The organism is Sphingomonas paeninsulae (genome assembly GCF_003660165.1).
Classification (GTDB): Bacteria; Pseudomonadota; Alphaproteobacteria; order Sphingomonadales; family Sphingomonadaceae; genus Sphingomonas_O; species Sphingomonas_O paeninsulae.
This window is the reverse complement of record NZ_CP032829.1, coordinates 2,326,891-2,348,177: the sequence shown is the minus strand read 5'-3', so window position 1 is coordinate 2,348,177 and position 21,287 is coordinate 2,326,891. Positions and strand designations below refer to the sequence as shown.

Here is a 21,287-nt window from a genome sequence, read left to right as displayed (position 1 = left end):
GCTTCTCGATCATCCTGCAATACATGGTTTATTTTTCGCCTAGCCCCCATTTATGAACGCGATGGTTACTGAACGCTAACGAGTCAGCGCTATCAATGAGGCGTGAGCAGAACCAACCCCTCGTCCACCGCGCCCGTCGTTCCCGACTGGCGTACCGTCCTCGGCCTTACTGAGCCGAACGAATTTGATTGGGGCCGCGTGCGCGCCGCTCAGGTCAACGTTACGCGGCGACTGGCGCCGTTGCGACTCGCGATCAGCCTGTTAGGAATTGCGGTTCTGATCGGGATGTTCCGTGGACATGCGCCTTCCCTCCTCCTTTATGGATGGGGTGGGCTGTGTAGCACCGTCGCGCTGTTGATGGCGCATGGTCAGCTTCGCAATCGTAAATGGCAGGTGCAGACCGCCACCCAGAGCGAACTTCATCGCGAGACCTTATGGTCGACCCTTGTCGCGGTCAGTTGGGGTGCGGCACCGCTGCTATTCAGCCGATATTGCAGTCCTGCCGACCTGTTGCTGATGTGGGCAGTCTGTACGACTCTGGTTGCCGCCACCGCATTCGGGCTGTCGGTCCTGCCGCTTGCGACCGGCTTTTACATCGTTGTGATGACGACCTGTCTTGCGCTCGGAATGTGGAGCATCGGCCTGACGTGGGTTGCGTATGTCGCGGCAGTATTCGGTACATTAATGACACTTGCCTGCCTCAGCGCTGGCCGGACGTTTATCATTCATGCCTCTGCTGGACTGGCGCTTGCCGAGAAGAATGAAGTCGTCAGCCTGTTGCTGCGCGAGTTCGATGATTCGGGCGGCGACTGGATGTGGCAAACCGACGCATCGAAATGTCTCACCCATGTTTCGCCGCGATTTGCATTCGCGCTCGGTATGGATACCGAGATGCTGGACACCAAGCCCTTGCTCCAGATTCTTGCTGGTGCGGCATGGGAGGCCGGTAATTTTTCGGCAGGCCTGCGTGAACTAGCAGAGCGGCTGAAGATGCGGGAAAGTTTTTCCGATCTCATCCTGCCCGTTACTATCGGAGGCGAAATTCACTGGTGGGAACTATCAGCTTCACCGCGTTTCGACGAGCGCGGATCGTTCCTCGGGTTCCGGGGCGTTGGGTCCGACGTAACCGCGCAGCGCCGCTCTGCCGACAAGATCAACCATATGGCGCGTTTTGACACGCTGACGGGCCTCCCCAACCGATTGCAGGTTACCGAAGCGCTGGGTGAGGCAATGTCGGAGGCTGATCGCTGGCGCAGTAAATGTGCCTTCATGATGATCGATCTCGACCGCTTTAAGGCGATCAACGATACGCTGGGCCATCCGATCGGCGACCGCTTGCTAACCCGCGTAGCCGAACGGCTCCGTGGTATGATGACCGAAAAGGAATTGTGCGGACGACTGGGTGGCGACGAATTCGGTGTCGTCGTGCGCGACGCCAGCGACCCCGCACGGCTCAACCGCATCGCGCGTGAAATCATCGAAACGCTGTCCAAGCCCTATGAGGTTGACCAGCACACCCTGTATATCGGGGCGAGCGTCGGCACCGCAGTTGGCCCGCGTGATGGGCGCACCGTCGAAATGCTGATCCGCTCGGCCGATCTCGCGCTTTATCGTTCGAAGGATCAGGGCGGCGGCTCGCACAATACTTATGAACCGCAACTCCATGTTCATGCCGAAGAACGGCGCGTGCTCGAAATTGCGCTGCGCAAAGCGCTCGAGCGCAATGAATTTACCGTCCATTATCAGCCGGTCGTCAGCGCCGAAGGGGGCACGATCGAAAGTTTTGAAGCCTTGCTGCGCTGGAATAACCCTGAACTTGGCAATGTCAGTCCGGCGCGCTTCGTGCCGGTTGCTGAGGACGCGCGCCTGATCGGGCCGATCGGCGAGTGGGTGTTGCGCACTGCCTGCCAGGAAGCGATGCGCTGGCCCGACCATATCCGGGTCGCGGTCAACGTGTCGGCTGAACAACTTGGCCATCCAGGGTTTGTGACGTCGGTAATCTCCGCACTTTCGCACAGTCGCCTGCATGCACACCGCCTCGAGCTGGAAGTGACCGAAAGCGTGTTTATGCGCGAAGGTACTGGAGCCGTGGCGGTGCTCGATCAGTTGCTGGCCCTTGGCGTTCGGCTTGCGCTCGACGATTTTGGGACCGGTTATTCTTCGCTTGGCTATCTTTCGAAGACCAAGTTCAACACGATCAAGATCGATCGCAGCTTTGTTCAGGGTGCCTCGAAAAATGCGCCTGAGGCGCTGGCGATCATCCGCGCAGTCGTCGCGATGGCCGACAGTCTTGGAATGGCAACCACTGCCGAGGGCGTTGAAACAGAACAGGAACTCGCAACCGTCCGCAAACTTGGCTGCCGCAAGATCCAGGGTTATTTATTCGGACGGCCCATGCCTGCTCCCGAAGCGCGACGACTGTTCGACGTCGACCGCGCGGTTGCCTGATCTTTTGACCCGGCCGAGCTTCTAACAGATTGGACCTCTAACAGGATTGCACCCGCGCGTCGCTAAGGCTAAAGGCGCCCCTCCGAGCGTACAGGAGTGTAGCTCAGTTGGTAGAGCATCGGTCTCCAAAACCGAGGGTCATGGGTTCGAATCCCCTCACTCCTGCCAGTTCGCTTGCTATTAGCGTTTCAGGCGCTCTTCTTGGCCGCTAAGGTTGCAAGAATGTTTCGGTGGCGCTAAGCGCGCTGCTTCGCAATCATCGGCGACTCTCCCCAACCGGGCAGCCGGGACCGGGTTGCTGTCCGGTGACGTGATTTGAGTTTTTTGAAGGCTAGACAACGTGGCACGCGTTTCACCAGGTGAATTCATCCGGCAGGTTCGGGCAGAAACGGCGAAAGTCGTATGGCCGACCACGCGCGAAACGATGATGACGACACTTATGGTCGTGATCATGACCACGGTGCTTGGCCTTTTCTTCCTGGGGCTGGACAGCGCATTCTCCGCGATCGTCCAGCAACTGCTGAAGCTCCTGGACTAAAGGATTAGAATGTCGCGCTGGTATATCATCCACGCCTATTCGGGCTTTGAGAACAAAGTTCGCGACGCGATCATGGCCGACGCGACGCGCCTCGGCCTGGAGGCTCTGGTCGAATCCGTCGAGGTTCCGACCGAAACCGTGACCGAAGTCCGTCGTGGCAAGAAGATCCAGTCGGAGAAGAAATTCTTCCCCGGCTATGTGCTGGCAAAGCTCAGCATGAACGACGATGTTTATCACCTCGTGAAGAACACGCCGAAGGTCACCGGTTTCCTTGGGGCGATGGGTAAGCCCCAGCCGATTTCTGAAGCCGAGGCCGCGCGCATTCTGAACACTCGTGAAGAAGCGGCCGCCGCACCGAAAACCAAGATCAAGGTCGATTACGAAATCGGCGACTCGGTTAAGGTTCTGGATGGTCCCTTCGCGAGCTTCAACGGCATCGTCGAGGAACTGGATTTCGACCGCAGCCGCGTCAAGGTTTCGGTTTCGATATTTGGCCGGGCTACCCCGGTCGAACTGGAGTTCGAGCAAGTCGAGCGCAGCAAGTAGGTAGCAATATTTTCTATATCGATGCGGGAGGCGACCATTCAGGCCGCCGCATGAACCGCTAAACCTGAGAAAGGGTGACCAAGTGGCTAAAAAGATTACCGGATATATCAAATTGCAGGTGCCCGCGGGCGCTGCAAATCCATCGCCGCCAATCGGGCCTGCGCTCGGACAGCGTGGCGTTAACATCATGGAATTCTGCAAGGCGTTCAACGCGTCGACCGGCGATGTCGAAAAAGGCATGCCGATCCCGACCGTGATCACCGTCTATGCAGATCGCAGCTTTTCGTTCGCAACAAAGACTGCTCCTGCAAGCTACTTGATCAAGAAGGCTGCCAATCTGAAGTCGGGTTCGAAAGAGCCGGGCAAGATCAGCGCCGGGTCGATCGCTCGTTCGAAGCTGACCGAGATCGCACAGACCAAGATGAAAGATTTGAACGCCAACGACATCGAAGCCGCCACGCGGATCATCGAAGGCTCCGCCCGCGCAATGGGCCTCGAAGTGGTGGAGGGCTAAAAACATGGCAAAGCTGACCAAGAAAGCAAAGACGTTCGCTGCTGTTGATCGTGAGAAACTGCACGGCATCGACGAAGCAATCGCTCTCGCAAAGTCGAACGCGACTTCGAAGTTCGACGAAACGATCGAAGTTGCACTCGCACTCGGCGTTGATCCGCGTCACGCAGACCAGATGGTTCGCGGCGTTGTCACTCTGCCAAGCGGCACGGGCAAGACCGTCCGCGTCGGCGTGTTCGCACGCGGTGCGAAGGCTGATGAAGCAACTGCTGCTGGCGCTGACGTTGTCGGTGCCGAAGACCTACTGGAAATCGTTCAGGGCGGAAAGGTTGATTTCGACCGCTGCATTGCAACGCCGGACATGATGGGCCTCGTCGGTCGCCTTGGTAAGATCCTCGGGCCAAAGGGCATGATGCCTAACCCGAAGCTCGGCACCGTGACGATGAACGTCGGTGAAGCCGTTAAGGCTGCCAAGGGCGGACAGGTTGAGTATCGCGTCGAGAAGGCCGGCATCATCCATTCGGGCATCGGCAAGGCCAGTTTCACCGCTGCCGACCTGCGCAAGAATTTCGATGCGCTGCTCGATGCAGTGACGAAGGCGAAGCCATCGGGTGCCAAGGGCAAGTACCTCCAGAAGGTTGCCCTCAGCTCGACGATGGGCCCCGGCATCAAGGTCGATGTGGCGGAAGTCACAGCCTAAGCCAAAGCGACTTACAAAAAAATTAAGGGTCGGGGCGCAATCCCCGGCCCTTTTCTTTTGAGCGGACGACTACGGTTCTGACCGTGTACGGTGATCTAATTGCTCTACGAGAACAGGCGAAATAGATGCGCGTCGGCCCCTTGAAACTAAAGCTCCAACTGGTGTGCGGCGAAGCGTTTGCCTTGGGGCCGGGCAAGGCGGACCTGCTGGATGCGATCGAACGGGATGGGTCTATCTCAGCGGCGGGGCGCACCTTGGGAATGAGTTACCGGCGGACGTGGATTCTGGTGGATGAGATGAACCGGTGTTTTACCGACAGGCTGGTTGAGACGCTGACAGGTGGCGGGCGACAGCGGGGTGCTCGATTGACCGAGACGGGGCGGACTGTGCTGGCCGCTTATCGTCAGTTGGAGGAACAGAGCGCGCGGTCGCTGGATGGTGAGTGCTACCGAGTGCTCGCGGAATTGGTCAGAAATGAACCGCTGGCCGCAAAAGCGACTGGAGACATCTGAGAACAAAGGTTTTTGTGATTGGATGAACCGCTATCCCTGACGCGGACGATCTCTATATACGATGCGATATAGAGTCGGGCAGATACGATAGCCCGCGCGAAAAGGGGTTTTCATGCGTCGTTTCACTCTGCCGTCCATGGCGGCCGCTCTCGTCATTTCCACTGCGGCCGTATTTCCAGCCTTTGCTGCTCCGGAAGACGGCTCCGAGTCCGCTTCGGACCTGAATGCCATCACAGTCACCGCTCGCCGCCGTATCGAGGATGCGCAGTCGGTCCCGATTGCGCTTTCGGTGGTCAGTGGAGCGCTGCTCGACCGATCCTACACCGTAAACACGCAGCAGTTGAGCCAGTTGGTCCCCACGGTCAGTTATAGTTCGGCCAACCCACGCAATACTGCGTTCACGATCCGAGGGCTTGGCAGCAATGTCGTCGCGGTCAGCCAATCGAATGACGGGCTGGAGCCGGGAGTCGGGTTCTACGTCGATCAGGTCTATCATGCGCGTCCGGCCACAGCGGCCTTCGATTTCAGCGACATCGAACAGATCGAGGTTTTACGGGGTCCACAAGGGACGTTGTTCGGCAAGAATACAACTGCGGGTGCGATCAGCATTTCGACACGACTGCCAAGTTTTACGCCCGAAGCGAATGAGGAGGTGTCCATCGGCAGCAAAAACCTCGTGCAGGCAAAGGCTTCGGTATCAGGACCATTATTCGGGGATGTCGTGGCATTTCGTCTGTCGGGTTTAAGTACCCGCCGCGATGGCGTTATCGACAATGTTCGTACAGGCAGCGATCAGAACACGCTCAGCAATCAGGCGATAAGGGGACAGTTGCTCATCGTTCCATCGGCGACGTTCAAGCTGCGCCTGACCGCCGATCTCACCAATTTCAGCAGCGAATGCTGCACCCAGGTCTATCTGCGCGTCGGGCAGAGTTTGCGCCCCGCAGCGCGTCAATATGCTGCGTTGGCCGCGCACTATAACTACACGCCGCCGAGCACGAACCCCTATGATCGGGTGACGGACATCGACGCAGCGCTGGGGGTGCGGACCAGCGAGGGCGGCGTTTCGGCAATTGCTGACTGGAACATCGGACAGGCAACCATCACGTCGGTCAGCGCGTGGCGGTTCTGGAACTGGGATGCGGCCAACGACCGCGATTACACGGGAATTCCGATCCAGATCACCCAGCATATTCCGTCGCGACAGGACCAGTATAGCCAGGAATTACGGATCGCGTCGAACGGCGATCACCCGCTGACCTATGTAGCCGGATTATATTATTTCAACCAGAAGATCACCGGCGAACCGATCAGCATTTACGGACCGGCAGCAGCATATTGGCTGATCGGGCCGACCACAGGTGCCAACAACACGCCGGTCCCGGCCAATCTGCTCGATGGATTTGGCACCGATGGGCGCACCCGCTTCCTGACCAACAGTTACGCGGCTTTTGGCGAGTTGAACTATCATATCACCCCACGTCTGACGGCGACCGGGGGCTTGCGCTATACTTATGAGAAGAAGGAAGGCGATTATTCGACCTTCGTTTTCGGCGGACTGGCAACGACCAACGCTGCCCTGCTGGCGGCAAAGCTATCGATCCTGCGTCCACAAACATATTCCGCGCGCAACAGTGAGGATAATGTGTCGGGCAGGGCCAATCTGTCATGGCAGGCGACCGACAACATCATGGGATATGCAAGCTATGCGCGCGGATTCAAATCAGGCGGCATCAATATGTCGGGTCTGCCGCTGGATGCGCTGAACAATCCGGCATTATCGAGAGCCGTCGTCGCGCCTGAAAAAAACACGACCTATGAAGTCGGCCTGAAGTCTCGACTGTTCGGCCAGCGACTGATCCTGAACATGGCGGGTTTCTACACCGAGGTTCGTGATTTTCAGGCCACCATCGTAGATACCGGCCCCACTCAGACTGCCGCTTTGCGCGGATATCTGTCCAATATTCCAAAGGTTACGGTCAAAGGCGTCGAAGGCGATGCGACGGCGCTGATTACGCGCGACCTGTCGTTGCGGGCTTCGGTTGCCTATGCCGATGGGAAGTATGCGAATTATCCGGCTGGCCCCTGCCCGCTCGAGTTACAGACGGCAGCCACGACCGCGTGCAGCCTGACGGGTCAGCGGCTGTCCGGCCTGTCGCGCGTCGTTGCAACCATTGGCGGGGTTTATGCGCTGCCGGTTTCGGCGTCGCGGAGCTTTGTCCTGCACGTCGATTCAAACTTCAGGAGCGGCTATTATGGCGACCCCAGTGATTCCAGATACACCTGGATCAAGGGCTATAATGTGACCAACGCCAGCATCGGCTACCGGTCGGATAAGGGGTGGGAAGTTGCCGTCTTCGCGCGCAATCTGTTCAATTCGAACTATATCCAGAATTTGACGATACAGGCGGGCAATTCGGGATTGATTTTGGGGACGCCGAGCGATCCGCGTTCGATCGGAGTGACGTTCCGGGCGCGGCAGTAGAGTCGCCGCTGAACCCAACCACACTCCGCTTCCCTGAGCTTGTCGAAGGGTTGTCCTGCTGACCCTTGAGCAAGTGAGAAGGGCAGCCCTTCGACAAGCTCAGGGAAGCGGGTTTTTCGGAGGGCAGCTACGACCCCACCTTGACCTCCGGCTCAATCCCGCTATGGGCACCGGTCTTCGCTTGTGAGTTCGCTCACAGGCGTCCGTCCGAGACAGTGGGTGTTGGGGGTTTGCCCCGACTTAATTTCCTACCGAGACGGGGAACAGTTTCATCCTGCTGGTTTCGACCAAGCAGGCGGGTAACCAGACCCCATAGGACGGGCCGCAACAGGCCCGGACGCCCTTCATGGGCCATCCCAGACCTTTTGCGGCTCACCACAGCTTCGTCACGTTGGCGGAGTTGAAACGCAGGAGACTAGCATGGATCGTGCTGAAAAACAGGATCTGGTCGCCGAACTGAACGCAAGCCTCGCCACGATGGGCGTGGTCGTCGTCACCCGGAATCTCGGGATGACAGTCGGCCAGTCGACCGATCTGCGGACGAAGATGCGTGAAGCCGGGGCCAGCTACAAAGTCACGAAGAACAAGCTCGCCAAACTTGCGATCGAGGGAACGCCTTATGCGTCGCTCAGCGATCTGCTGACCGGCCCGACGGCATTCGCCACATCGACCGACCCCGTTGCAGCCGCCAAGGTTGCAGTGGAATTCGCGAAGACGAACGACAAGTTCGAAATCGTTGGCGGCGCGATGGGCGCAACTGTTCTCGACATCGATGGCGTAAAGGCACTCGCAAGTCTGCCTTCACTGGATGCACTGCGCGGCAAGATCGTGGGCCTTATTCAGGCACCTGCGACCAAGATCGTCCAGATCATTCAGGCACCGGCCGGGCAGCTTGCCCGCGTCATCTCGGCATATGCCGAGAAGGAAGCCGCTTAAGTCTTTGGTTTTGCTTAACTACATTTAATTCACGAAGGAATATAACATGGCTGATCTGAACAAAATCGTCGACGACCTGTCGGCTCTGACCGTTATCGAAGCTGCTGAACTTTCGAAGCTGCTTGAAGAGAAATGGGGCGTTTCGGCTGCTGCTCCTGTTGCTGCTGCTGGTCCAGCTGCGGCTGCCGGTCCTGCTGTTGAAGAGCAGACCGAATTCGACGTGATCCTGACCGGCGACGGTGGCAAGAAGATCAACGTCATTAAGGAAGTTCGCGCGATCACAGGTCTTGGCCTGACCGAAGCGAAGACGCTCGTTGAGTCGGCTCCAAAGGCCATCAAGGAAGGCGTCAACAAGGAAGAAGCAACCAAGCTGAAGGCTCAGATCGAAGCAGCCGGCGGTACGGTTGAACTGAAGTAAGCTTCGGCTCACTAACGCGAATTGGGCGGCGGTTCGGAAATGGACCGCCGCCCTTTTCATTTCGGAGCCAGAGCGACGCTTGCACCTGGCGGTCTGCGCCGTAAAATGGCTTTTTTGGGCGCCTGGACCGACCGGCGATTTCACAGGCGATATAAATGCCAATGATTCCGGTTTTAATGCTGAGTCTGGCGCTCGCTGCGGATGGCGGTTCAACCATTCCGATCGGAACTCCGGTTTCAGGAAGTCCCGCCGAACGCGCGCGGACCACAGCGAAAATCGTATCGGGCATCATCAGCTATGCCCGCTGGCCCGACGCCCTGCCGAAAACGACGCTCTGTATCATGGGTACATCCCCGATGAGCGACGCCCTGCCCCAGCTTGAACAGCATACCGGATCGACGGTCGAGGTTCATCGCGTTGCCGCGGGAATCATTCCGGCCGATTGCAACGTAATCTACCTCACGCGCGTATCGCCACCCGCGCAGGCGCAAATTTTTTCGACAGTGCGAGGTCGCGCAATCCTGTCGATCACCGATGCCGATCCCGCTTGCCGGATGGGTGCGATGTTCTGCCTTCGCTATGCGGCGGAAACGATTTCGTTCAACATCAATATCGACGCAATCAGCCGGAGTCTGGTTCGTGTCGATCCACGTGTTCTACGACTCTCACGGCACAAAGCCTCTTTGACAAACCCTCAGCCGATCGTGTCGGAATGAGGCCGCGCGCGAACACCCTGCAAAAAATGCTGACTCGGGTTCACCTTCGCGTCACGTTGTTTGCAGTCGGCATGGCGGGGCTCAGCGTCCTGCTTGTCGGTTTTGCGACGATGACCGCATTTGCCGGAGAGAATCTTTCGCTGATCGCAAAAACCGCGAGCTATAGCGTTGCCCCCGCTCTGGTCTTTAACGATGCGGCAGCGGCTCAAGAGGCATTGCAACCGCTGGCGGCGACGCCGGGTGTGGGCTTGATCGTCGTCGAGGACAGCAGCCTTCGGAATTTCGTCAGCGTCTCCTCTCCGCGCGACCAAAGCTGGATGGTGGCCCCGTGGATACAGGCCCAGATCGTACCTGGGACAAGGACCGAAACGATCATGCGCGAGGGCCAGCGGATTGGCTCCGTCCGGGTCACAGGCGATGCGAGTGTGATCGGCAGATATCTGATCGCGGGCTGATAAGTTCACTGGCCTGCCTGTTAGTCACGGGATTGGGGACGTTTTTCCTGACCCGGCGCGTGCAAAAGCTGATTATCAAACAATTGGGCGGTATTGCATCGGTCGCGCACGCGGTCCGGTCAAACCGTGAAATGTCGCTGCGCGCTCCGACCGCTTCGATTGCGGAAGTTGCTTCGCTTAGCGGCGATTTCAATGCGCTGCTGGACGAACTGGAGCAGAGGCAGACGCATTTGCGGTTCGAAAATGAATCTCTGACTCACATTGCGGAACATGATGCGCTGACGAACCTGTTGAATCGTGCATCGTTCGAACGGCGATTAACCGCGATGGCAAATGACGCCGCGGCCCACGATCAGAGTTTTGCCGTGCTGTATCTGGATGCCGACCAGTTCAAGGCGATCAATGATGGACATGGCCATGCGGCGGGCGACGTCGTGCTGCAAACACTGGCCGTTTCGTTGAAAGCCTGCCTGCGTTCCGGTGATGCGGCGGGCCGACTTGGGGGCGACGAATTCGCCGTGCTGTTGGGCGCGCCAAGCGACATGGGCAGTGCGGACTATTTCATGGATGCCCTGCACGTCCAGTTGTTGAATCCGATAACACTGCCGACGGGCGACGAGTTGTTACTGGGCGTGAGTTGCGGCGCGGCAGTGTTTCCCGTCGACGGGACAAGCGCCGCCGAATTGCTCCGCAAAGCGGACAAGGCGATGTACCGGGAAAAACATTCAAGGCGGGCCCGCGACCCGTCAGCAGAAGGGGTATTATGATGCGGCGACGCTTTCCATTATTCTGGGTCACATTGGGTGCAGCCCTTTTGTTGGCAGGTTGCCAGACGATTCAGCGGCCAACCTCGCCCTGGACACAGCAACAGGTTGCGACGTTGCGCGCACAGGGGTTTGAGGAAACCACGCGCGGCTGGGAATTGAGCGTATCGGACAAATTGTTGTTCGGCAGTAGCGACAGCAATATCGGCCCAAAAGAACAAAGTGCCATCGCCAACATCGCGAGCGCGTTGAAATCGGTCGGACTTTTGAAGCTGAGCGCAGAGGGTCACGCGGATTCGACTGGTAACGCTGCCTATAATCTTACCCTGTCGAGCAAGCGTGCTCACGTCGTTGCCGACGCCCTGATAGCGGGCGGGATACGATCTGAAGACCTGAGCGTCGTCGGGCTGGGCACACAGGCTCCGGTAGAAAGCAACGCAACCGCGACGGGCCGCCGCGAGAACCGCCGCGTGGTCATCATCGTCGGCCCGCAGGACTGATGACGCTGCGTTTTCCGAAGATCGGGATCATCGCGGGAGTCGCGGCGGAGGCAGAGGCTTTTGTCGCTGGCCGGAGCTATGCTGTTGAGCGGGTCGGCGAGTTATCGATCGAGCGGCTGACGCTGGGTGCACGCGAGATAGTGGTGGTGTGTTCGGGTATCGGTAAGGTCAATGCCGCGGTCGCCGCGACCATGCTGGCGCTGCGTTATGGGGTCGATCTGCTGCTGGTGGTTGGGACGGCAGGGAAACTCAGCGGGATTGCGGGCGAGTGTTTCGTGATTACCGAAGCGGTTCACGGCGACTACGGGGCGCAGCGACCAGGTGGATTCGTGCATTATACGGCGGGAAGCTGGCCGATCGGTCCCGCTGAGGTTGTGCATTTCTCGGCTGAGCCGCTGCCCGATGCCAGGTTGCCAAGCGCGCGGATCGTGAGTGGCGATGCGTTTGTCGAATGTCCTGACCATAGTGCAGGTCTTCGCGACCGGCTTGCTGGCGATCTGGTCGATATGGAAACCGGAGCAGTGGCTCAAGCGGCGGGGCAGCTTGGATTGCCGTGGGCGGCGATCAAGGCGACGACCGATGACGCGAATGGAGAGAGCGCGGGCGATTTTAATGCTAATTTGGCGAAGGCGGCGGGACTCGCTGCGGCGGCGTTGGAGCGGGCTATAGGGCTATTGAACTAGAAATGGATCAAGCGGCCTTATTCGCTCACGCTCCGTATCAACGTCGAACTTGGACGCGGCAGAGACTGCCGTTCTTCCTCATTTCTTCGATTCCGAAAAATGGCGATTGCGAAGATAAAAAAGAACCGCTTCGCTGAGTCCGTCGAAGGGCGCTCTTCTTCTCGCAGACAAAAGCAGAACAACCCTTCGACAGGCTCAGCGAAGCCGTTTCAATTCATGTCATCATGATCTGCTCCCCCAAACAAAATCCCCTTCCCTTCTCTACCCCTACCCCCTATATGCAGTCTCACACGACATTCCCGGCTTCCACCCACGCATCCGTGCGTGATGGCGGTCGTCCTTCCCACCCTCGGGACACGGTGCTTTGCGTAGGTGCCGCGACGAATTGGGGGTATGGTCAAGGTTTCAACGCTCAAGCGTGCGGTTTCCCTTTGGAAACACGCACTTTTTTTCGTGGGGGTCGTCAGACCCCTGAAGCAAGGACGTTATAATTTATGGCGACGCAACTCGGTACTTCGGCGACGAAGAAGCGCATTCGCAAGGTTTTCGGCAACATCCACGAAGTGGTTCAGATGCCGAATCTGATCGAAGTACAGCGCGAATCGTACGAACAGTTCCTGCGTTCCGACCCTGCCACGGGTTATGTTTCCGGCCTTGAAAAGACGCTTCGCAGCGTTTTCCCGATCCGCGATTTCGCTGGAACGGCCGAACTGGACTTCGTTCATTACGAACTCGAAGATCCTAAATACGACACCGAAGAATGCCGCCAGCGCGGGATTACCTATGCCGCGCCGATGCGCGTTACGCTGCGCCTGATCGTGTTCGAAGTTGACACCGATACCGATACCCGTTCGGTGCTCGATATCAAGGAGCAGGACGTTTACATGGGCGACATGCCCCTGATGACGCAGAATGGTACGTTCGTCATCAACGGCACCGAGCGCGTTATCGTCAGCCAGATGCACCGTTCGCCGGGCGTCCTGTTCGATCACGATCGCGGCAAGACGCATTCGTCGGGCAAGTATCTGTTTGCTGCCCGCGTGATTCCATATCGCGGTTCGTGGTTAGATTTCGAATTTGACGCCAAGGACATCGTCAACGTTCGTATCGATCGCAAGCGCAAGCTGCCGGTTACGGCGCTGTTGTTCGCGCTTGGCCTGACTTCGGAAGAAATCCTCGCCGAATTCTACAACACGGTCACTTACGTTCGTGGCGATGGTGGCTGGAAAGTCCCCTACGTTTCGGAAAACTGGCGTGGGCAGAAGCCGACGTTCGACGTTATCGACGGCAAGACCGGCGAAGTCGTTTTCCCGGCCGGCCAGAAGGTCTCGCCACGCGCCGCGACCAAGGCTGCCAAGGATGGCCTTGAAGCGTTGCTGATCCCGACGGAAGAAATCTTCGGACGTTATTCGGCGATCGACCTGATCAACGAAGCGACCGGCGAAATCTACATCGAAGCTGGCGACGAAGTGTCGGCCGAGAACCTCGAACTGCTCGACAAGGCAGGCATTGATCAGATCGACACGCTCGACATCGATCACGTCAACACCGGTCCGTGGATGCGGAACACTCTGAAAGCCGACAAGGCCGAAGATCGCGACCACGCCCTCAGCGACATTTACCGCGTCATGCGTCCTGGTGAACCGCCAACGCGCGAGACGGCTGAATCGCTGTTCTCTGGCCTGTTCTTCGATCCCGACCGCTACGACCTCAGCGCCGTCGGTCGCGTGAAACTGAATATGCGCCTTGAGCTCGATGCTCCGGACGATCACACGACTTTGCGGATCGAGGACATCCTCGCCGTCGTGAAGACGCTGGTTGGCCTGAAGGACGGCAAGGGCGACATCGACGATATCGATAACCTCGGTAACCGTCGTGTCCGTTCGGTCGGCGAATTGCTGGAAAACCAGTATCGCGTCGGTCTGCTCCGCATGGAGCGCGCCGTTAAGGAGCGTATGTCGTCGGTCGATGTGTCGACGGTGATGCCGAACGACCTGATCAACGCGAAGCCAGCGGTTGCTGCCGTGCGTGAATTCTTCGGTTCGTCACAGCTTTCGCAGTTCATGGATCAGACCAATCCGCTGTCCGAAGTGACGCACAAGCGTCGCGTTTCGGCACTCGGACCAGGCGGTCTGACCCGCGAGCGCGCCGGTTTCGAAGTCCGCGACGTTCACCCGACGCATTATGGTCGTATCTGCCCGATCGAGACGCCGGAAGGTCCAAACATCGGACTGATCAACTCGCTCGCTTCGTTCAGCCGCGTAAACAAGTACGGGTTTATCGAAACGCCGTACCGCAAGGTTGTAGATCACAAAGTCACCGATGACGTTGTGTATCTGTCGGCGATGGAAGAAGTGAAGCACACCATCGCGCAGGCAAACGCCGAGCTCGATGGTAACAAGGGCTTTGTTGAGGACATCGTTTCGTCACGCCAGGCAGGTGAATTCCTGATGGCGCCGCGCGACATCATCACCCTGATGGACGTCAGCCCCAAGCAGCTTGTTTCGGTCGCAGCATCGCTCATTCCATTCCTGGAAAACGATGACGCCAACCGTGCACTCATGGGATCGAACATGCAGCGTCAGGCCGTACCACTGGTACGGGCAGAAGCTCCATTCGTCGGTACCGGCATGGAAGAAACCGTTGCGCGTGATTCCGGTGCCGCCATCGGTGCCAAGCGTCAGGGCGTGGTCGATCAGGTTGATGCTACCCGCATCGTCATCCGGGCAACCGGCGAGATCGACAGCGGCCATTCGGGCGTCGACATCTATACGTTGCAGAAATTCCAGCGTTCGAACCAGAACACCTGCATCAACCAGCGTCCGCTGGTGAAAGTAGGCGACGCGATCGACAAGGGTCAGATCATTGCCGATGGTCCATCGACCGAACTCGGTGAACTGGCTCTGGGCCGCAACGTGCTCGTCGCGTTCATGCCGTGGAATGGTTATAATTACGAAGATTCGATCCTGATCTCCGAGCGCATCGTGAAGGACGACATTTTCACGTCGATCCACATCGAAGAATTCGAAGTGATGGCGCGCGATACCAAGCTTGGGCCAGAGGATATCACTCGTGATATTCCGAACGTCGGAGAGGAAGCACTTCGCAACCTCGACGAAGCGGGCATCGTGTACATCGGTGCCGAAGTCGAGCCGGGCGATATCCTTGCCGGTAAGATCACTCCCAAGGGTGAATCGCCAATGACGCCAGAGGAAAAGCTCCTCCGCGCGATCTTTGGTGAGAAGGCTTCGGACGTGCGCGATACGTCGCTCCGCCTGCCCCCGGTGTTGCCGGTACGGTGGTCGAAGTGCGCGTGTTCAACCGTCACGGCATCGACATCGACGATCGTACCCGCGCCATTCAGGCAGAGGAAAAAGATCGTTTGGGCAAGGATCGTGACGATGAGCGCACGATCCTGAACCGGGCAAGCTGGTCGCGTCTGCGCGAAATGCTGCTCGGCCAGACCGCGACTGCTGCACCAAAGGGCGTCAAGAAGGGTATCGAAATCGATGCTGCCCTGCTTGAGACTGTCGAAAAGTATGACTGGTGGAAGTTCGCCGTCGAAGATGACGCGCGCCAGATCGATCTGGAAGCGGTCAAGGGTCAGTATGACGACGCTGTCGGCCTCATCAACGCGAAGTACGAAGATCGCGTCGAGAAGCTGGAGCGTGGTGATGAACTGCCACCAGGCGTTCTGAAGATGGTCAAGGTGTTCGTGGCGGTGAAGCGTAAGCTGCAGCCGGGCGACAAAATGGCCGGACGTCACGGTAACAAGGGCGTTATCAGCCGCATTCTTCCGAACGAGGATATGCCTTTCCTCGCCGACGGAACGCAGGTCGATATCGTGCTGAACCCGCTCGGCGTGCCTTCGCGCATGAACGTCGGACAAATCTTCGAAACGCATCTTGGCTGGGCCGCACGCGGTCTTGGTCGTCAGATCACCGAGGAACTGGAAGCATGGCGTGAAGCCAATCCCGATCCAAAGGCGGGCAAGGCTCCAGACGCGGTTCGCGAACGACTGAAGACTGTTTACGGTGCGAAATATCATGCCGAAATCAGTGAGCGGACGGATGACGAAATCGTCGAGATGGCGGGTCTGTTGAAGAACGGTGTGCCGATGGCGACGCCGGTGTTCGATGGTGCACGTGAAGCTGACGTTTCCGATATGCTGACGCTGGCGGGTCTCGATACGTCGGGTCAGTCCGAACTGTTCGACGGACGTACCGGCGACATGTTCGATCGCAAGGTCACGGTTGGGTATATCTATATGCTCAAGCTGCACCATCTGGTGGATGACAAGATCCACGCACGTTCGATTGGGCCGTACTCGCTCGTCACTCAGCAGCCGCTGGGTGGTAAAGCGCAGTTCGGTGGACAGCGCTTCGGTGAAATGGAAGTCTGGGCGCTTCAGGCTTACGGTGCCGCCTACACGTTGCAGGAAATGCTGACAGTGAAGTCCGATGACGTTGTCGGCCGCACCAAGGTTTACGAGGCGATCGTCAAGGGTGACGACACGTTCGAGGCCGGCATTCCCGAAAGCTTCAACGTGCTGGTCAAGGAAATGCGTTCACTGGGTCTGAATGTGGAGCTGAACAGCGCCGACGTTCTCCCCGAGGACGATATGACAGCCATCGCTGCCAAGTAACGTCTCCACTCAGGCTTCCTCCCCAGTGTGGGAGGGAGCCTGAGTATCGCCTCTTTCGCCGCTGCGAGAGAGGGCAAGAAATTCAAGGAAGGGTCCGTACCCATGAACGAACTGACCAATTTCGCCAATCCGGTCGCCAAGCCGGAAACATTCGACCAGATTCAGATCGGTATCGCTTCACCCGAACGCATTCGTTCGTGGTCGTTTGGTGAGATCAAGAAGCCGGAAACCATCAACTACCGCACGTTCAAGCCAGAGCGCGACGGTCTGTTCTGTGCGCGTATCTTTGGTCCAATCAAGGATTACGAGTGCCTGTGTGGCAAGTACAAGCGCATGAAGTACAAGGGCATCGTCTGCGAAAAGTGCGGTGTCGAAGTTACGGTTTCGAAGGTTCGCCGCGAGCGGATGGGCCATATTGAACTGGCGGCACCTGTCGCGCACATCTGGTTCCTGAAGTCGCTGCCTTCGCGCATCGGCCTGTTGCTCGATATGCAGCTGAAGCAGCTTGAGCGCGTTCTGTATTTCGAAGCGTATATCGTTATCGAACCAGGCCTGACTCCACTCGAGAAGTTCTCTCTGCTGACCGAGGACGAGCTTCTCGAAGCGCAGGACCAATATGGCGAAGATGCGTTCAGTGCCGGTATCGGTGCCGAAGCCGTGCGTCGTATGCTCGAGGAACTCGACCTCGTCGGTGAACGCAAGGATCTGCTCGACGAGCTGGCCGTCACCAAGTCGGAACTGAAGCCCAAGAAAATCATCAAGCGTCTGAAGGTCGTCGAGAGCTTCATCGATTCAGGCAACCGTCCTGAATGGATGATCCTTGAAGTCGTGCCGGTCATTCCGCCCGAACTGCGCCCGCTGGTGCCGCTCGACGGCGGCCGTTTCGCGACGTCCGATCTGAACGATCTGTATCGTCGCGTTATCAACCGTAACAACCGTCTGAAGCGCCTGATGGAGCTGCGTGCGCCTGACATCATCGTCCGCAATGAAAAGCGGATGTTGCAGGAATCGGTCGATGCGCTGTTCGATAACGGACGTCGTGGTCGCACCATCACGGGTGCCAACAAGCGTCCTCTGAAGTCGCTGTCCGACATGCTGAAGGGTAAGCAGGGTCGCTTCCGTCAGAACCTTCTCGGTAAGCGCGTCGATTATTCGGGTCGTTCGGTCATCGTAACCGGTCCTGAATTAAAGCTTCATCAGTGCGGTCTGCCAAAGAAGATGGCGCTCGAACTGTTCAAGCCGTTCATCTACGCACGTCTTGATGCCAAGGGTCTTTCGATGACTCTGAAGCAGGCCAAGAAATGGGTCGAGAAAGAGCGCAAGGAAGTCTGGGACATTCTGGATGAAGTCATCCGCGAACATCCCGTGATGCTGAACCGTGCACCAACGCTTCACCGTCTTGGCATTCAGGCGTTCGAACCGGTCCTGATCGAAGGTAAGGCTATCCAGCTTCACCCGCTGGTTTGCTCCGCTTTCAACGCCGATTTCGATGGCGATCAGATGGCCGTTCACGTTCCCCTCTCGCTGGAAGCCCAGCTCGAGGCACGCGTCCTGATGATGTCCACGAACAACATCCTGTCGCCAGCAAACGGCAAGCCGATCATCGTTCCTTCGCAGGATATGGTCCTCGGCCTGTATTATCTGTCGATGCTCAAGGAAAACGAGCCCGGCCAGGGCATGATGCTCGGTGATATGCCAGAGGTTCATGCCGCGTTGCACGCCAAGGCCGTGACGTTGCACACCAAGGTGATCAGCCGCGTTCCGCAGACTGACGAAGATGGCAAAATCTACCTCAAGCGGTACGAGACCACACCAGGCCGTATGTTGCTGGGTGAGACGCTGCCGAAGAACCACAAGGTTCCCTTCGACGTCGTCAACCGTTTGCTGACCAAGAAGGAAATCGGCGACGTCATCGATATCGTCTATCGCCATGCGGGCCAGAAAGAGACTGTGCTGTTTGCCGACGCGATCATGTCGCTGGGCTTCCGTCACGCGTTCCAGGCAGGCATTTCGTTCGGTAAGGACGATATGATCATCCCTGAATCGAAGATCGCCACGGTCGATGAGACGCGCGGCATCGTGAAGGATTTCGAGCAGCAGTATCAGGACGGTCTGATCACGCAGCAGGAAAAGTACAACAAGGTGATCGATGCGTGGAGCCGTTGCGGCGACCAGGTGGCGAACGCCATGATGGCCGAAATCCGCGCTGTGAAAATCGGTGAAGACGGTCGCGAACTTCCGATCAACTCCATCTACATGATGGCGCATTCAGGTGCTCGTGGTTCGCAGGCGCAGATCAAGCAGCTTGCCGGTATGCGTGGCCTGATGGCCAAACCATCGGGCGAGATCATCGAAACGCCGATCATCTCGAACTTTAAGGAAGGTCTGACCGTCCTCGAGTATTTCAACTCCACCCACGGCGCCCGTAAGGGTCTTGCGGATACGGCGTTGAAGACGGCGAACTCGGGTTACCTGACTCGTCGTCTGGTCGATGTGTCGCAGGATTGCGTTATCGTCGAACTGGATTGCGGTACGGAACGCGCGCTTGAAATGAAGGCGATCGTTCAGGGCGGTTCGGTTATCGCGTCGCTGGGCGAGCGTATTCTCGGTCGCACCACGGCCGAAGATATCATCGATATCAAGACCAACGAAGTCGCGATCTTGTCGGGCACGTTGCTCGACGAGCCGATGATCCTGACGATCGAGGCCATCGGTACGCAGGCGGTCAAGATCCGTTCGCCACTGATCTGCGAGTCAAAGGGTGGCGTCTGTGGCGCTTGCTACGGTCGCGATCTGGCTCGCGGTACGCCGGTCAACATCGGTGAAGCTGTCGGCGTTATCGCTGCACAGTCGATCGGTGAGCCTGGCACACAGCTGACGATGCGTACTTTCCACATCGGTGGTGCTGCTCAGTTGAATGAGCAGTCCAGCGTCGATGCACTGTCGGACGGCAGCTTTGAATACCGCGACCTGCGGATCATCAAGGACAAGGCCGGACGTCGCGTTTCGCTCTCGCGTCAAGGTGAAATCGCCATCGTGGATTCTGAGGGCCGCGAGCGCGCTGTCCACCGTATTCCTTATGGTGCGTACCTGTTGTTCGATGACGGTGCCCAGGTGAAGCAGGGCGATCGTCTGGTCGAATGGGATCCCTTCACCATGCCGGTGATTACGGAAACTGGCGGTATCGTGAAGTATCAGGATCTGATCGAAGGTCAGACGATGGTCGAGCAGGTCGATGAAGCAACCGGCATCACCAACAAGGTCGTGACGGAATATCGTCAGGGCCGCACCAAGGAGGATCTGCGCCCGCGCCTGACCCTGCTCGGTGAAGATGCTGCCGATGCTGCACGCTACATGCTGGCGATCGGTGCGACCCTTTCGGTCGATGATGGAGCCACTGTATTCGGTGGTGACGTTCTCGCCCGTGTCAGCCGCGAAGCTGCCAAGACGCGCGACATCACCGGTGGTCTGCCGCGTGTTGCCGAGTTGTTCGAAGCGCGTAAGCCAAAGGAAAATGCGATCATCGCAAAGGTCAGTGGCCGTGTCGTTTTCGGCAAGGATTACAAGGCCAAGCGCAAGATCGGCATTCAGCCGGAGGATGGCGGCGAGGTCGTCGACTATCTGATCCCGAAGTCGAAGGTTATCGACGTTCAGGAAGGCGATTACGTCAAGCGCGGCGACAACCTTATCGGCGGTTCACCCGATCCGCATGACATTCTGGAAGTGCTCGGCATCGAGCCACTGGCAGAATATCTGGTTGCCGAAATCCAGGAAGTTTATCGACTTCAGGGTGTGAAGATCAACGATAAGCACATCGAAACGATTGTTCGTCAGATGTTGCAGAAGGTTGAAATCACGTTCTCCGGCGACACCACCCTGTTGGTTGGTGAGCAGGTCGATCGCACCGAAATGGACGAAATCAACGAGAAGCTTCCTGCTGGCGCTCCAACCGCTCAGGGTAAGCCTATCCTGCTCGGCATCACCAAGGCGTCGCTGCAGACACGCAGCTTCATCTCGGCGGCATCGTTCCAGGAAACGACGCGCGTTCTGACTGAAGCTTCGGTTCAGGGTAAGAAGGACACGCTGACCGGCCTGAAGGAAAACGTCATCGTGGGTCGTCTGATCCCGGCGGGTACTGGTGCGGGTATGAACCGTATGCGGATCGCTGCGACCAGTCGTGATGCCGCACTGCGCGTGCAGCAGCGCGACTGGCAGGCTTCGCTTATCGCACCGAAAACGGCCGCGGAAGAACACGCTGCCGAACTTCGTCAGCCGGTCCAGGCTGACACGGGTAGCGATGCTTTGGCTGAGGTCGTTACCTCAGGCACAGGCACCGATGCTGACGCCGGTGATTATCTGAACTCGTAAGGTTCGGCTGAACTCGTAAACCGGGTTCAAGTTTAGACACTAACAAACCCCCTTCTCCTACT

Annotated in this window: 17 protein-coding genes and 1 tRNA gene; all 18 read left to right on the top strand. The window is 57.9% G+C overall.

What is annotated here, in order from left to right:
• The first annotated feature begins 102 nt into the window (after positions 1-102).
• The 18 genes from D3Y57_RS16945 (at position 103) to rpoC (ending at position 21,225) form a co-directional block, all read left to right on the top strand.
• Entirely contained in the window at positions 103-2,448 is a 2,346-nt protein-coding gene (locus D3Y57_RS16945) for a putative bifunctional diguanylate cyclase/phosphodiesterase (protein ID WP_121154486.1), read from the top strand.
• Positions 2,449-2,540: 92 nt separating this feature from the next.
• A tRNA-Trp gene (locus tag D3Y57_RS16940) sits at positions 2,541-2,616 on the top strand.
• Between the two features lie 172 nt (positions 2,617-2,788).
• Complete coding sequence (secE, locus tag D3Y57_RS16935; RefSeq protein ID WP_121154484.1) at positions 2,789-2,986, top strand: preprotein translocase subunit SecE; 198 nt, start codon at positions 2,789-2,791, stop codon at positions 2,984-2,986.
• A gap of 9 nt (positions 2,987-2,995) precedes the next feature.
• The gene (nusG, locus tag D3Y57_RS16930) at positions 2,996-3,532 is read left to right on the top strand and encodes a transcription termination/antitermination protein NusG (protein WP_121154482.1); all 537 of its coding nucleotides are present in this window, start codon (positions 2,996-2,998) and stop codon (positions 3,530-3,532) included.
• 82 nt (positions 3,533-3,614) lie between these two features.
• Positions 3,615-4,046 (top strand): 50S ribosomal protein L11, encoded by a 432-nt coding sequence (gene rplK / locus D3Y57_RS16925; RefSeq protein ID WP_121154480.1) that lies wholly within the window; start codon positions 3,615-3,617, stop codon positions 4,044-4,046.
• A 4-nt stretch (positions 4,047-4,050) separates the two neighbouring features.
• A complete protein-coding gene (gene rplA, locus D3Y57_RS16920; protein ID WP_121154478.1) occupies positions 4,051-4,743 on the top strand; it encodes a 50S ribosomal protein L1 in 693 nt (230 codons plus the stop codon).
• Between the two features lie 125 nt (positions 4,744-4,868).
• Entirely contained in the window at positions 4,869-5,255 is a 387-nt protein-coding gene (locus tag D3Y57_RS16915) for a winged helix-turn-helix domain-containing protein (protein ID WP_121154476.1), read from the top strand.
• Between the two features lie 112 nt (positions 5,256-5,367).
• The gene (locus D3Y57_RS16910; RefSeq protein WP_239025905.1) at positions 5,368-7,740 is read left to right on the top strand and encodes a TonB-dependent receptor; all 2,373 of its coding nucleotides are present in this window, start codon (positions 5,368-5,370) and stop codon (positions 7,738-7,740) included.
• Between the two features lie 420 nt (positions 7,741-8,160).
• A complete protein-coding gene (gene rplJ, locus D3Y57_RS16905; RefSeq protein WP_121154472.1) occupies positions 8,161-8,676 on the top strand; it encodes a 50S ribosomal protein L10 in 516 nt (171 codons plus the stop codon).
• Positions 8,677-8,722: 46 nt separating this feature from the next.
• Positions 8,723-9,094 carry a 50S ribosomal protein L7/L12 gene (gene rplL, locus D3Y57_RS16900; RefSeq protein WP_121154470.1) on the top strand — a complete coding sequence of 124 codons (372 nt, stop codon included), beginning with the start codon at positions 8,723-8,725 and terminating at the stop codon, positions 9,092-9,094.
• A 155-nt stretch (positions 9,095-9,249) separates the two neighbouring features.
• Positions 9,250-9,810, top strand: coding sequence for a regulatory sequestration protein YfiR (gene yfiR, locus D3Y57_RS16895; RefSeq protein ID WP_121154468.1), 561 nt, complete (start codon positions 9,250-9,252; stop codon positions 9,808-9,810).
• A gap of 26 nt (positions 9,811-9,836) precedes the next feature.
• Entirely contained in the window at positions 9,837-10,265 is a 429-nt protein-coding gene (locus D3Y57_RS16890; RefSeq protein ID WP_162987175.1) for a CHASE sensor domain-containing protein, read from the top strand.
• A 59-nt stretch (positions 10,266-10,324) separates the two neighbouring features.
• Positions 10,325-11,032 (top strand): GGDEF domain-containing protein, encoded by a 708-nt coding sequence (locus D3Y57_RS16885; RefSeq protein WP_121154464.1) that lies wholly within the window; start codon positions 10,325-10,327, stop codon positions 11,030-11,032.
• Entirely contained in the window at positions 11,029-11,529 is a 501-nt protein-coding gene (gene yfiB / locus D3Y57_RS16880; RefSeq protein WP_239025904.1) for an outer membrane lipoprotein YfiB, read from the top strand. The genes D3Y57_RS16885 and yfiB overlap by 4 nt, the downstream gene beginning before the upstream one ends.
• Positions 11,529-12,212, top strand: coding sequence for a 5'-methylthioadenosine/S-adenosylhomocysteine nucleosidase (locus tag D3Y57_RS16875; RefSeq protein ID WP_121154460.1), 684 nt, complete (start codon positions 11,529-11,531; stop codon positions 12,210-12,212). The genes yfiB and D3Y57_RS16875 overlap by 1 nt, the downstream gene beginning before the upstream one ends.
• A gap of 494 nt (positions 12,213-12,706) precedes the next feature.
• Positions 12,707-15,631, top strand: a complete 2,925-nt coding sequence (gene rpoB / locus D3Y57_RS16870; RefSeq protein ID WP_430739012.1) for a DNA-directed RNA polymerase subunit beta — start codon at positions 12,707-12,709, stop codon at positions 15,629-15,631.
• Complete coding sequence (locus D3Y57_RS21665) at positions 15,520-16,857, top strand: DNA-directed RNA polymerase subunit beta (protein ID WP_430739011.1); 1,338 nt, start codon at positions 15,520-15,522, stop codon at positions 16,855-16,857. The genes rpoB and D3Y57_RS21665 overlap by 112 nt, the downstream gene beginning before the upstream one ends.
• A gap of 102 nt (positions 16,858-16,959) precedes the next feature.
• Positions 16,960-21,225, top strand: coding sequence for a DNA-directed RNA polymerase subunit beta' (gene rpoC / locus D3Y57_RS16865; protein ID WP_121154458.1), 4,266 nt, complete (start codon positions 16,960-16,962; stop codon positions 21,223-21,225).
• Positions 21,226-21,287: the final 62 nt, after the last annotated feature.